The organism is Corynebacterium sp. LaCa_23 (genome assembly GCF_058182375.1).
On the sequence record NZ_CP190825.1, the window covers coordinates 1,374,662 to 1,388,017 of the forward strand.

At 61.1% G+C, this 13,356-nt stretch carries 12 protein-coding genes; 3 read left to right on the plus strand and 9 right to left on the minus strand.

The window, feature by feature from the left end; all coding sequences use genetic code 11:
- Positions 1-85 precede the first annotated feature (85 nt).
- The 6 genes from pyrF to pyrR are packed head-to-tail and all read right to left on the minus strand — an operon-like array spanning position 86 to position 8,415.
- Positions 86-925: an orotidine-5'-phosphate decarboxylase gene (gene pyrF / locus ACP8IT_RS06675; protein WP_490289782.1), complete on the minus strand. Its 840-nt coding sequence runs from the start codon at positions 923-925 to the stop codon at positions 86-88.
- Positions 909-4,250: a carbamoyl-phosphate synthase large subunit gene (gene carB, locus ACP8IT_RS06680; RefSeq protein WP_284899536.1), complete on the minus strand. Its 3,342-nt coding sequence runs from the start codon at positions 4,248-4,250 to the stop codon at positions 909-911. Before carB ends, pyrF begins: the two co-directional genes overlap by 17 nt.
- Positions 4,251-4,275: 25 nt before the next feature.
- Positions 4,276-5,436 carry a glutamine-hydrolyzing carbamoyl-phosphate synthase small subunit gene (gene carA / locus ACP8IT_RS06685; RefSeq protein ID WP_490289783.1) on the minus strand — a complete coding sequence of 387 codons (1,161 nt, stop codon included), beginning with the start codon at positions 5,434-5,436 and terminating at the stop codon, positions 4,276-4,278.
- Positions 5,437-5,478: 42 nt separating this feature from the next.
- Complete coding sequence (locus ACP8IT_RS06690) at positions 5,479-6,816, minus strand: dihydroorotase (RefSeq protein ID WP_490289784.1); 1,338 nt, start codon at positions 6,814-6,816, stop codon at positions 5,479-5,481.
- A gap of 37 nt (positions 6,817-6,853) precedes the next feature.
- Positions 6,854-7,810 carry an aspartate carbamoyltransferase catalytic subunit gene (locus ACP8IT_RS06695; RefSeq protein ID WP_490289785.1) on the minus strand — a complete coding sequence of 319 codons (957 nt, stop codon included), beginning with the start codon at positions 7,808-7,810 and terminating at the stop codon, positions 6,854-6,856.
- Positions 7,807-8,415: a bifunctional pyr operon transcriptional regulator/uracil phosphoribosyltransferase PyrR gene (gene pyrR, locus ACP8IT_RS06700; protein ID WP_284771923.1), complete on the minus strand. Its 609-nt coding sequence runs from the start codon at positions 8,413-8,415 to the stop codon at positions 7,807-7,809. Before pyrR ends, ACP8IT_RS06695 begins: the two co-directional genes overlap by 4 nt.
- A 144-nt stretch (positions 8,416-8,559) precedes the next feature.
- Between pyrR and ACP8IT_RS06705 the strand changes: the two genes are divergently transcribed.
- The 3 genes from ACP8IT_RS06705 to ACP8IT_RS06715 all read left to right on the plus strand — a co-directional run bounded on the left by ACP8IT_RS06705 (position 8,560) and on the right by ACP8IT_RS06715 (position 10,983).
- Positions 8,560-9,912, plus strand: a complete 1,353-nt coding sequence (locus tag ACP8IT_RS06705) for a TIGR01777 family oxidoreductase (RefSeq protein ID WP_490289786.1) — start codon at positions 8,560-8,562, stop codon at positions 9,910-9,912.
- Positions 9,913-9,986: 74 nt separating this feature from the next.
- Positions 9,987-10,478, plus strand: a complete 492-nt coding sequence (locus ACP8IT_RS06710) for a YbjN domain-containing protein (RefSeq protein WP_005283185.1) — start codon at positions 9,987-9,989, stop codon at positions 10,476-10,478.
- Positions 10,471-10,983 carry a YbjN domain-containing protein gene (locus tag ACP8IT_RS06715; RefSeq protein ID WP_490289787.1) on the plus strand — a complete coding sequence of 171 codons (513 nt, stop codon included), beginning with the start codon at positions 10,471-10,473 and terminating at the stop codon, positions 10,981-10,983. The genes ACP8IT_RS06710 and ACP8IT_RS06715 overlap by 8 nt, the downstream gene beginning before the upstream one ends.
- Positions 10,984-11,083: 100 nt before the next feature.
- Here ACP8IT_RS06715 and ACP8IT_RS06720 read toward each other — a convergent pair whose 3' ends face one another.
- The 3 genes from ACP8IT_RS06720 to efp all read right to left on the minus strand — a co-directional run bounded on the left by ACP8IT_RS06720 (position 11,084) and on the right by efp (position 13,302).
- Positions 11,084-11,938, minus strand: coding sequence for a PPK2 family polyphosphate kinase (locus tag ACP8IT_RS06720; protein ID WP_490289788.1), 855 nt, complete (start codon positions 11,936-11,938; stop codon positions 11,084-11,086).
- 155 nt (positions 11,939-12,093) lie between these two features.
- Complete coding sequence (nusB, locus tag ACP8IT_RS06725) at positions 12,094-12,729, minus strand: transcription antitermination factor NusB (protein ID WP_490289789.1); 636 nt, start codon at positions 12,727-12,729, stop codon at positions 12,094-12,096.
- Between the two features lie 9 nt (positions 12,730-12,738).
- Positions 12,739-13,302 carry an elongation factor P gene (gene efp / locus ACP8IT_RS06730; RefSeq protein ID WP_023017433.1) on the minus strand — a complete coding sequence of 188 codons (564 nt, stop codon included), beginning with the start codon at positions 13,300-13,302 and terminating at the stop codon, positions 12,739-12,741.
- Between the last annotated feature and the right edge of the window lie 54 nt (positions 13,303-13,356).

Below are 13,356 nucleotides of genomic sequence, written 5' to 3' on the forward strand. Positions count from 1 at the left end.
CCGCTCGTTTTAGCACGTCAACGCACATGCCTAGACCAAAATACCAGGTAAACGGCGCGGCCGTTAATTGGCCCCGCCGCGTGTTCTAATCCCGGAATTGGTCTGCGGTATCGATCACCGCTTTGCGCAGGTCATCGACCTGGGGGCCGCGTTGCAAGACGGCGCGCGAGACATTGGCGAACCCAAGCTGCGGGCACGCAGACACAATGGAGTGCACCTGCGCGGGACCCGCCCCCTGGGCGCCGACGCCGGGAAGCAGCACCGGGCCATTAAGCGCGTCCAAGCGGGGTGGGTCCTCGACGGTCGCACCCACCACAACGCCGACGCTTCCAGCAACACCAGCCTCACGCGCTGAGGCATTAAAGGCGGCGCACTCATCGATAACCGCCTGGGCAATCGAGTCGGCAGTCCCCGCAGGAACCGCTTGAATGGCGCGCGCCTCCGGATTAGAGGTTGCGGCCAAGACGAAGACGCCCCTGTTGTTTTCTTGCGCCGTGGCAATGGCCGCGCCCAGCGCCCCAACGCCGAGGTACGGCGATAAGGTCACCGAGTCAGCGCGCAGCGGCGAGGTACCGCCTAGCCAGGCATCGCCATAGCCTTCCATGGTGGAGCCGATATCGCCGCGCTTGGCATCCGCCACGGTCAGGCACCCTGCCTCGCGCAGGCCGGCCAGCGTTTCTTCCAAGACCGCAAAGCCTGCGGCACCGAAGCGTTCGAAGAAGGCCACCTGCGGCTTTACCAAGGCAGCGGTATCTGCAAACGCCTCGACGCAGCGCAGGCTGAAGGTGCGCAGGCCCTCCGCGGTATTATCCAGCCCCCACTTCTCTAAAAGGTACGGGTGCGGGTCGATGCCTACGCAAAGCCGCCCGCGCTCGCGGCCGGCGTCTTCCAAGCGCTGGCCAAAGGATTTAGTTGCGTGGGCCATGCTCAAGCTCCTGAAGTGCGCGGACCTGCAAATCACCCTGGCGCAGCGCCTCGATGCCCTGCACCGCCGCCGTAATGCCCTGGACCACCGTGACGAGCGGTAGGCCCATGTGCACCGCTGCGGCGCGGATATCGTAGCCATCGTGGCGCGCACCGGCAGAGCCGGCCGGCGTATTGAGGATCCAGTCAATCTCGCCGTTGAAAATCTTGTCCACGATGGATTCTTCGCCTTCCTTGGCCTCAGAGACCTTGACAGCAACCTCGCATTCGATGCCGTTGCGGCGCAGCATCTGCGCGGTACCGGCGGTAGCGACGATGTTGTAGCCCATGCGCGCCAGGCGCTGGATGGGGAAAATCAGGGTGCGCTTATCCCGGTTGGCCACGGAGACGAAGATGGTTCCTTCCGTGGGTGGCACGGCAAAGGCAGCGATTTCGCCCTTGGCATAGGCTGCACCAAAGTTGGTGGCCAGCCCCATTACCTCACCGGTGGACTTCATCTCCGGCGACAACAGGGTATCCAGCAGGCTACCGTCTGGCCGGCGGAAGCGCTCGAATGGCAGGACCGCTTCCTTGACCGCAATCGGGTGATCGAGCGGCAAGGAACCACCATCGTAGGCCGATGGGATAAGTCCTTCTTCTCGCAGTTCCGCGATGGTGGATCCCATCATGATGCGGGCGGCGGCCTTTGCCAGCGGCACACCGGTCGCCTTCGAGACGAAAGGCACGGTGCGCGAGGCGCGCGGGTTGGCCTCGATGACATAAAGGATGTCATCCTTCAAGGCGAACTGGACGTTCATCAGGCCTTTCACGCCAATGCCCTCGGCCAAGCGGCGCGTGGACTCGCGCACCTTGTCGATGTCCTCTGGCCCCAGCGTCATCGGCGGCAGGGCGCACGAGGAGTCGCCGGAGTGAACGCCGGCTTCCTCGATGTGCTCCATCACGCCGCCCAAGTAGACCTCGTTGCCGTCGCACAGGGCGTCGACGTCGATCTCAATGGCCGAGTCCAAGAAGCGGTCCACCAAGACCGGGTGGTCTGGCGAAAGCTCGGTGGCGCGCTCGATGTAGTTCTCCAGCGACTGCTCATCGTAGACGATTTCCATGCCGCTGCCGCCCAAGACGTAGGAAGGGCGAACCAGAACCGGGTAGCCGATGGAGGCCGCGACCTTCCGAGCCTCCTCGAAGGAGGTTGCGGTGCCATACGATGGCGCTGCCAGCTCGGCCGCGTCCAGCACCTTGCCGAATTCGCCGCGGTCCTCGGCGGAGTCGATGGCAGCAGGGCTGGTACCCACCACCGGCACGCCGGCGGCGTCGAGGCGCTCTGCCAGGCCCAGCGGGGTCTGGCCGCCCAGCTGCACCAGCACGCCGGCGACCTCGCCGGAGGCTGCCTCCGCGTGGTAGACCTCCATGACGTCTTCGAAGGTCAGCGGCTCGAAGTACAGGCGGTCAGCGGTGTCATAGTCGGTCGATACCGTCTCTGGGTTGCAGTTGACCATCACGGTCTCATATCCCTTGCGGGAAAGCTCAAGGGCGGCGTGCACGCAGGAGTAGTCGAATTCGATGCCCTGGCCAATGCGGTTCGGACCAGAGCCCAAGATGATGACCTTGCCCTTCGAGCCTTCCGGTGCTGGGTGCACCTCGGTTTCGGCATCGGGGTCCAACTCATAAGAGCTGTAGTGGTACGGCGTTTGCGCCTCGAACTCGCCGGCGCACGTATCGACGGTCTTGAAGACGGGGCGAATGCCCATGCGCCAGCGCAGGCTGCGCACGCCGTCTTCGCCGTTGAACTCGGGGCGCAGGGCGGCAATTTGGGCATCGGAAAGCCCAAAGACTTTGGCCTCGCGCAGGAGCTGCTCGGTGAGCACGGGGGCATCGACAAGCTCCTGGCGGAATTCCACCAGGCCCTCGAGCTCCGCGATGAACCATGGGTCCACGCCGGAGGCTTCGTGGACCTCATCCACCGTAGCGCCGAGGCGCAGGGCCAGCTCGATATCGTACATGCGGCCCTCGGTGGGGCGCTCGAGATCCTTGAGCACCGCCTGCACGTCGGTGGCGCGCTCGCCCGCAAAATACTCATCCGGCTTGGTCCAGAACCCGTTGGGCTTGTTTTCCAGCGAACGCATGACCTTATTCAGGCCAGAGATGTAGTTGCGGCCGATGCCCATGGCCTCACCCACAGATTTCATCGTGGTGGTCAAGGTGTCATCGGCGCCGGGGAATTTCTCGAAGGCAAAGCGGGGCGCCTTGACGATGACATAGTCCAAGGTCGGCTCGAACGCCGCCTGGGTTTCGCCGGTGATGTCATTTTGCACCTCATCCAAGGTGTAGCCGATGGCCAATTTCGCGGCCAGCTTGGCAATGGGGAAACCCGTGGCCTTGGAGGCCAGCGCCGAGGAGCGGGATACGCGCGGGTTCATCTCGATGACGATGATGCGGCCATCATCCGGGTTCAAGGCGAACTGGATATTGCAGCCGCCGGTATCGACGCCCACCTCGCGGATGATGTCGATGCCCAGATCGCGCATCTTCTGGAACTCGCGGTCCGTCAGCGTCAGCGCCGGTGCCACCGTCACGGAGTCACCGGTGTGCACGCCCAGGGCATCGACGTTTTCGATGGAGGCGACGACGACCACGTTGTCATCGCCATCGCGCATGAGCTCGAGCTCGAATTCTTTCCAGCCGAGGATGGATTCCTCGATGAGCACATTAGCCTCAGGCGAGGCCGCAAGCCCGCCGCCGGCGATGCGATCTAGGTCCTCGTTATTAAAGGCCAGGCCGGAACCCAGGCCACCCATGGTAAAGGACGGGCGCACCACGACGGGCAGGCCGAGCTTGTCGACGGTCTCGTGGACCTCATCCATGTTGTGGCACACCGCCGAGCGGGCGGATTCCCCGCCTACCGAGGCCACGATGTCTTTAAACTTCTGGCGGTCCTCGCCGCGCTCGATGGCATCGATATCGGCACCGATGAGCTCGATATCGTACTTATCCAAAATGCCCTGGCGGTCCAGCTGCACCGCGGCGTTCAGCGCGGTCTGTCCACCCAAGGTAGCCAGCACGGCGTCGATGGGGTGGCCTTCCTCGCTCTCCTTGACCAGGATCTTTTCAATGTATTCCGGCTCGATGGGCTCGACGTAGGTGTGGTCGGCGAACTCTGGGTCGGTCATGATCGTGGCCGGGTTCGAGTTCACCAGGGTCACGCGCAGGCCCTCATCCTTGAGGACGCGGCAGGCCTGGGTTCCGGAGTAGTCGAACTCGCAGGCCTGGCCGATGACGATGGGCCCGGAGCCGATGACCAGGACGTGATTAATGTCAGTGCGCTTTGGCATAATATTTCTTCCTTTTCCTGGGTGACTACTTATTCGGGGTGTGGTTGGCCATGAGCTCTAAGAATTGATCAAAGAGCGGGTTGGCATCGTGCGGGCCGGCGGCGGATTCCGGGTGGTACTGCACCGAAAAGGCCATGCCATTGCGCAGGGCGACGCCCTCGACCGTGTCATCGTTCAAGCAGATATGCGTGATGTGGGCCGGGCCGAAGTCCGAGGCGAATTCGGCGTCCTCATTGGCCAGGTCGTAGTTATCTGGCGCCTGCAGCGCGAAGCCGTGGTTTTGGGAGGTGATATCGATCTTGCCGGTCAGCAGGTTGCGCACCGGGACGTTGATGCCGCGGTGTCCGAACTTCATCTTGTAGGTATCTAGGCCCAGCGCGCGCCCGAGCAGCTGGTTGCCAAAGCAGATGCCAAAGAACGGGATGTCCGCCGCGAGCACCTTTTTGATGGTGGCAACTGTGTCATCGGCAGTAGCCGGGTCGCCCGGGCCGTTGGAGACGAAGACGCCGTCCGGGTTATAGGACTGGACTTCTGCAAAGGTGGTGGTAGACGGCACCACGATGGTCTCGATGCCGCGCTGGGAAAGGTAGCGCGGCGTTGCGGATTTCACGCCCATGTCAAAGGCGACGATGGTGTGCTTCTTTTCTCCTTGGGCCTCAACAACATAGGGCTTATCGGTGGATACCTCGGCGGCAAGATCCGCGCCCTCCATGGAGGATTGGCTCTTTACCTCCTCGAGGAGTTCCTCGACGGGCCGGGTGGCGGCCTCTCCGGAGAAGAGGCCCGCGGAGATGGAACCGTAGTTGCGCAGGTGGCGCACCAGGGTGCGGGTATCGATGCCGCGGATGCCGATGACGCCTTGCGCCTGCATTTCCTCGCTCAAGCTGCGCTCGGCGCGCCAGCTGGATACGCGTCGGGACAGATCGCGGATAACCAGGCCCGCGACCCAAATATTATTGGCGTGGGACTCGTTGTCCTCATCGTTCCAGCCAGTATTGCCAATGTGCGGGGCGGCGGAGACGACGATCTGGCGGTGGTAGGACGGATCCGTCATCGTTTCTTGGTAGCCGGTCATCGCGGTGGTAAATACGGCCTCGCCGAGGGTGGTGCCGGTAGCGCCGAAGCCGTAGCCACGGAAGGTACGCCCATCCGCAAGGACGAGGATTGCTGGGGTTTTGTCAGTCACGTCGTGGCCTTTCTGTGCCTTGATTGGGTGCTGTGTGCAAGGTTAGTCATGGGTAGCGGCGTCCAGATCGAACGTTACCGAGCCGCGCAAGATGGTGTGGGTAACTCGCGCACCAAATTCCTCGCCCGCATAGGGGTTGTTCTGGGACTTGGATGCAAGCTGCGCGGAATCGGATACCCAGTGGTGTTGTGGGTCAACGATGGTTAAATTGGCAGGCTCCCCCACTTCCAAGGGGCGACCGTGGCCTGGCAGGCGCGTGATCTCAGCGGGGCGCTCGGACATGACGCGCGCGATAAAGCGCCAGTCCGCCAGGCCGGTTTCCACAAAGAGCTTGGCGATGACCGCCAGCGAGGACTCCAGCCCCAGCATGCCGGGGCGCGCGTTTTCGAATTCCACGCACTTATCCTCGGAGCCATGCGGTGCGTGGTCGGTGGCGACGCAGTCAATGGTGCCATCAAGAAGCGCCTGGCGCAGCGCCTCCGTATCGCGCTGTTCGCGCAGCGGCGGGTTCACGCGGAAAAGGCCGTCATAGGTGCGCAGCTTGTCATCGGTCATAAGAAGGTGGTGCGGGGTGACCTCTGCGGTAAGCGGAATATCGTGTTCCTTCGCCCACTGCAGCAGTTCCACCGTGCCCTGCGTGGAGGCGTGGCAGATGTGCACGCGGTTACCGTAATCGCGGGCGAGCAGGGCGTCGCGGGCAACGATGGATTCTTCCGCTACTCGCGGCCAGCCGCGCAGGCCCAACCGTGCGGCGTTTTCGCCCTCGTGGGCGGAAGACCCACCGGTCATGCGGTCATCCTCGGCGTGCTGGGCCAGTAGTACGTCCATGCCCTTGGCGTATTCCAACGCGCGGCGCATGAGCTGTGGGTTTTGCACGCACTTGCCGTCATCAGAGAACATGCGCACCTTGGCATCGCTGCGCGCCATCATGCCGAACTCCGTTAAGGACTTGCCTTCTAGGCCCTTGGTGATGGAGCCGACCGGGTGGACATCGCAAAGCCCCAGTGCCTGGGACTTTGCCCACACGGATTCGGCGATGATGGGCTGGTCCGTGACCGGCGTGGTATTGGCCATGGTAAAGACCGCGGTAAACCCGCCCTTGGCCGCGGCCTTAGAGCCGGACTCGATGGTCTCGGTATCCTCGCGGCCTGGCTCGCGCAGGTGCACGTGCATGTCAACCAGGCCTGGCAGCAGCACGTTGCCGTCGCCGTCGATGGTCTCGGCACCCTCTGCCTGCACCTCGGGCCCGATGGAGTCAATAACGCCACCGCGGATGAGGACGTTGGTGGGCTCGCCTTCCCCGTAAAGGCGAATATTTTTAATCAGTAGTGGGTTTTCGGCCGGTGCGGACAGCCGGCCGGTAGCTAGGTACGTAGTCATTTTCTCTCCCTTTTACGTGGCTTATGCTCTGCCCGATTTAAATCCTGGCGTTATCGCCATTGGTCAGCAGCGTAAAAAGCACTGCCATGCGCATGTGGACACCGTTGTTGACCTGCTGCAATACCGTGGTTTTATCCATATCGGCCACGGCGTAGTTGATCTCCATCCCGCGCAGCATGGGACCTGGGTGCATGACGATGGCGTCCTTGTGCAGCGCCGCGGCGCGCTGCTGCGAGAGCCCAAAGAGCTGCGCGTACTCGCGGTGGGACGGGAAGAAGCCGCCGTCCATGCGCTCTTGCTGCACGCGCAGCATCATCACGACATCGGCATCTGCAAGCTCTGCATCAAAGTCATAGGACACGCGGACCGGCCACTTGTCCACGCCCCACGGCATCAAGGTCGCAGGGCCCACGAGGGTGACCTCCGCGCCTAGGGTGTGCAGGAGATCCACGTTGGAGCGCACGACGCGCGAGTGCAGGCAATCGCCCACAATCTTTACCTTCAGGCCCTCGAAGCCATTATCGCCGCGCAGACCTAGGCGCTGGCGCATCGTGACGGCATCGAGCAAGGCCTGCGTCGGGTGCTGGTGCGCACCGTCACCGGCGTTGATAACGGCGGGACCATGCCCATCCGGGTCCACCCACTGGGCCAGCTGTTGCGGCGCACCGGAGGACGGGTGGCGCATGATGATGGCATCGGCACCGATGGCCGCCAGGGTCAGGCCCGTATCTTTGAGGGACTCGCCCTTTTTCACGGACGAGGTCGACGCCGAGAGGTTGATAACGTCAGCGGACATCCACTTGCCGGCGGTTTCAAAGGACGAGCGCGTGCGCGTGGAGTTTTCATAAAAGAGCGTATAAATCGTGCGCCCGCGCAGCGTCGGCAGTTTTTTGACCTCGCGGCCATCGAGCGCCTCGCGGAAGCGATCGGCCTCATCCAGCAGGCCGATGATTTCTGCGCGGGATAGTTCCGCGCTATCGATGAGGTGTTTCATGAGTGCGTTCCCCTTATCTGCGCGGCATCGCCCGCGGACGTAGAGCGGGTGAGGACTACGGCATCGCGGCCATCGATGTCTTGGATATATACGGAGACATCTTCTTCCCGCGCCGTAGGCAGGTTCTTGCCCACATAATCGGCGCGGATGGGGACCTCGCGGTGCCCGCGGTCAACCAATACGGCCAACTGGATAATAGAAGGCCGACCAACATCGCCCACCGCATCGAGGGCGGCGCGGATGGTGCGGCCGGAATAAAGGACATCATCGACCAAGATGACCGTGGCATTATCGATGCCGCCATCTGGGATGGAGGTCGGTTGCAGGGCGCGGTGCGGGAAATTGCGCAAATCGTCCCTGTACAACGTGATGTCGAGCGAGCCCCATGGAACGGGGACCCCGGAAAACTCGTGTATTTTCTGCGCGAGGCGCTCCGCTAGGGGCACTCCGCCTGAGGGGATGCCCAGCAAAATGACCCGCGGGGCCTCCGCGGAATCGAGCGCCGTCTTTTCAATAATCTGGTGCGCGATGCGTGCAACGGTACGCGAGACATCATCGGCGCTTAAAAGCTCCAATTCGTTCGCGTTCACGTCAGTTCCACTCATCGTGACCTCCTTCCCCGCCTCACGGTGCGGTCCTTAAAGGATGCCTGTCAATGAACTTGTAGACGTCTATGCTGATAGACACGTATTACTCTAGCACCTTACCCACCCGTGGGTGAGGCTTAGCCGAAAGAGGTGCATCACGCAGTGAGTTTCTCCGCGCAGCACGTAGTCCCAGCCTCCCGCGAACACGTCTGGCAGTGGCATTCCCGGCCAGGGTCGCTCGCACGCCTAAACCCACCTTTCGCATTCATGAAGCCCGTGCAACAGGCCACCGATCTGGGCGATGGCACCTCCCTGCTTTCCCTGCCGGGCGGTTTGCAGTGGACGGCCCAGCACGATCTATCGCGCTACCAGGCCGGCTATAGCTTCAGCGATGTGTGCGTCAACGCCCCCATCCGCAAATTTGCCAAGTGGCGCCATACGCACCGATTTGCCGATCACCCAGACGGGACGCTGATTACGGACGAGGTCGATACCCGCATTCCCGCTGCGGCCCTCAACTCGTTATTCGCCTACCGGCAGCACCAGCTCATCCAGGATATTGCCTTTGAAAACCGCCTGCGCGAAGCCCAGCTCGGCCAAAAGCCGTTAACCATCGCCATTACCGGCTCACGCGGCAGCGTGGGCAGCGCGCTGACCGCACAGCTACAGACCCTAGGCCACACGGTGATCCAGCTCGTGCGCGGCACGGCGGAGGCCGGCCAGCGCGAGTGGCGCCCGCACCACCCGCGGCCCGATCTCCTCGAGGGCGTGGACGTACTCGTACACCTGGCGGGCGAGCCCATCTTTGGGCGCTTTAATGACAGCCACAAGTCCGATATCCGCGACTCCCGCGTGGGCCCCACCGAAAACCTCGCCCGCCTAGTCGCCGCCACCGATTCCGTGCAGGCCATGGTGTGCGCCTCTGCCATTGGTTTTTACGGTTCCGAACGCGGCGATGAGCTGCTATCCGAGGACGCCGAGCGCGGCGAGGGCTTTCTTGCCGATGTCGCAGCGGACTGGGAGAAAGCCTGCACCCCCGCCCGCGAGGCCGGAAAGCGCGTGGTCAATATCCGCACCGGCATCGTCATGTCCGGAAATTCCGGCCTGCTACCGCTGTTGCGCGCGCTGTTTTCCACGGGACTGGGCGGCGCCTTTGGCGACGGCAACTTTTGGTACAGCTGGGTGGCACTAGACGATCTCACCGATGCCTATATTCGCGCCATCGTGGATGAGAAGCTTGCGGGTCCGGTCAATGGGGCATCACCAAACCCGGTGCTCAACAAGGACTTCGTCTCCGCCTTGGGGTCCGAATTGCACCGCCCCACCATACTGCCGATCCCCCAATTCGGCCCCGCTCTGCTCCTGGGCAAGCAAGGCGCGCAAGAACTCGCCTTGGCCGACCAGCGCGTGCAACCACAGATATTAAAGGACATAGGCCATACCTTCCGCTACCCCACCATCGACGCAGCCTTGGCGCACGAACTCGGCGGCGAAAGCCTGTGGGAGTCGCCGTAGGAGCGCTATGAGTTAGGTAAACTAGGCAGGGTTGACCATTATCCCCGATTAGTACATGGATTGAGACTACTTACGTGTCTGAAGAACCAACCCTGTATCCCGATACGCCCATTGAGGATGTCACCCTCGAGCGCATCGGTGAGATTTTTGACTCCGAAAAGCTCGAGTACCGCGTAGAAGAACAGACCGTCGGCGAAGGCGAGACGGTAAAAATCCTGCGCACCGGCTTTTCCAATATCGCCATTGCCTTGCAGGTGCGTGACGATGTCCTCGTCGCAGACTCCGTCTGGCGCGGCAACGCCCCAGCCTCGGAAGGCCCGCAACTGCTCATGGTCCTCAATAAGTGGAACCAGCAGCACTTCGCGCCCACCCTGCGCTTTTTTGAATCGTCCGAAAATAATCTGGCTGTCTCCGGCGTGCGCGAAATCAACATTTCCCATGGCCTGTCCCGCAACCAGATCGGTGCCTTCGTGATGTCCACCTTGGACTCCATGCTGCAGTCCATGGCTTTTGTTGAAGAGCACTACCCACAGCTTGTCACCTGGGAGGAGCATAACCATGACTAATGCATCCACCGAAAACAATTTGCCCGAGGTCAATCTTGACCGCGTCGTTGCCGCCATGGGCACCTTCGATATTGAGCTGACCAAGGTGGAGGGCGAAATCGACGCAGCCACCGCCAACCTCAATGGCCTGCCCACCATGTTTGCGGTTCTGGATTCCGTTGTCATCGTGCGCTGCGATGTGCCAACCGATGCCTCGTTCTCCAAGGCCGATGCCGGACTCTTCCTCGCCGCCAACCAGATCAACTCTGTAGCATTCGGCGCCCGAGCAGTTATTTCTGAGCACGACGATATGCTCGTCGTCCGCACCGAGCGCGATATTCCCGCCGCGGCCGGAATGACCGATGAGCAACTTACCACCGCTTTGAAGAAGGCCGTCGATGCCGTCATCAACGGCCAGGACGCCATGGTTTCTGCCGCCGAAGAAATGGCCAAGCTCGGTTCTGAAACCGCGGCGAAGGCTGGCAATAACGGCGAGGACAACTCCACGCCGTCCGGAAACGCCTAGCCTGCCTTTTCTCTAAACGCCTCCCCGCACTTGTTTCGCCCGCCTCGCACACTCGCGTGCTATGGCGTGGCGACGGTGCGGGTTTTTGGGCGGCTAGTGCCTAGTCTGCATCTAGGATGCGCTGCTTTTCTGCCTCCGGATCGAATTCCGGCGCGGGCCACGAAAGGTTCAGGTGCCGCAGCGCATCGACGATAAGATATTTCAAGGCCATGCGCGCATACTTCTTATTATCCGTAGGGATCACAAACCACGGTGCCCAAAGCTCATCCGTCCGGCGGATGGCATCTTCATAGGCCGCCATGTATTTATCCCAATAGCCGCGCTCTTCAAGATCTGAAGGGTCGTACTTCCAGTACTTATCCTCGCGCTCGGTGCGCTCGATGAGGTTGTCCTTTTGAAACTCCGGCGAGATGTGCAAAAAGACCTTCAAGATCTTTACCCGCTTTCCGGCGAGCTCTTGCTCATACTCACGAATAACCTCGAAGCGGCGATCGATCTCTTCCTCATCCACCCACTCGTGCACGCGTTGAATCAGCACGTCTTCGTAGTGGGAGCGGTCAAAGGCCACGACCTGGCCAGGAACCGGATCGTGTTTGCGGATGCGCCACAGGAAATCGTGTTTCATTTCCTCTTCCGTCGGCTTGCCAAAGCCCACGGTCTTTGTGCCCTGCGGATCAAAGACAGAAAAGACATGGCGAATAGCCCCGCCTTTGCCGGAGGTATCCATTCCTTGCAGGACCACTAAGAGCGAAGGTGCGTCATCACTATGCGCCCTGCCATTGGCAAAAAGGCGCTCCTGCAAATCATAGAGCTCATCGTCATAGCGTTTAAAGCGGTCCTCTAAGTCAGACTTTGAGCCATCGAATCCCGGAGTTGCCGTGGGATCGACATCTGCAAGCCGAAAGGTTTTGCCGGCGCGCAGGTCTAGCGCATCTTTGATCTTAAATTTACCCATGACAAACAGTGTACAAACGCCTGGGTGTTGACCGAATCAAGCGTGCGAACCGGGGCTACCTCCCGCGGCACCTCGCTGTAGAAAACATGACCAGTTCCCCGGCTTCTTTGCCTCTTAAACTAAGTAAGCCGGCGAACTGGGAAACTGGGAATGGGTTAGGAGTTGTCCTCTTCCGTTTCCGCACTTGGGGATGCTTCCCCAGACTCCTCTGGCGTCTTCGGCGTTTCTGGCTCATCTGCGTGCGCCGAAGGCTCAGAGTCCGCTTGGGAATCTTCAGCTTCCGCGTCGTCGCTTTCTTCCTCTTGACCGAGGTTATTCATCGGGCTCAGCTCGGAACGAGATTGCGCGACGTCATCCAAGACCGCGTGGATATACGGTGCGGCTTGATCGTGGGAATACTGCGAGGCCAGCTCCACGCCTTCGACGACGGCCGTCGCGGTGGGAACGTCCGGATTAAACAACAGCTCCCAGACCGAAAGGCGCAAGATTGCGCGATCGACGGCGGGGATCCGGTGCAGCTCCCAGTTCTGGGAAAGGTACCGCGAGATCGTGTCATCGATAGCGTCTAGCTCTTCTGCGACACCTTGGACGATGACCTTGGTGTAGTCCGCGATGGGGGCTACAGCGTGGCGATCCTCGCGCGCCAAGGCAACGCGGTCCTCAACGATGGCAACGGGATCAACGTCCCTGTTCTCCGCTTCATAGATGATATCCGCTGCGCGCCGGCGCGCCCGGTAGCGCGCGGTATGCCGTTTATGATTGATATCCCGCTTAGCAGTGTTATCAGACAAGATAAGGCCCTAGTTGTTGACGCGGGACAGGTACTCGCCGGTGCGGGTATCGATCTTTAGTACATTGCCGATTTCAATGAACAGCGGCACCTGGATCTCGGCGCCGGTCTCCAGCGTGGCGGGCTTGGTGCCGCCGGAGGAACGGTCACCCTGCAGGCCTGGCTCGGTGTGCTCTACCTTGAGGTCGACGGAGATAGGAAGCTCCGCGAACAATGCCTCATCCTCGTAGAAGGAGACCTGCACGCGCATGTTTTCCAGCAGGAAACGTGCGGCATCGCCAAACTTATCCGGCGAAAGCTCAAACTGCTCGAAGGTCTTTTCATCCATGACGACGTAGCTGGTGCCGTCGTTGTACAGGTAGGTCATATCGCGACGGTCCACCGTGGCGGTTTCTACCTTGACGCCCGAGTTCCAGGTCTTGTCCACGGTCTTTCCGGAGACAACGTCCTTCAGCTTGGTGCGCACGAATGCTGGGCCCTTGCCCGGCTTCACATGCTGAAACTCGGTGATCTGCATCAGCTTGTTGTCAATCTTGAGAACGAGTCCGTTCTTGAAATCAGTAGTATCAGCCATTGCGGTTAAACTCCCGAATATTGTGGTTGAAAGGTTGAAAGCAAGGTATAAGCC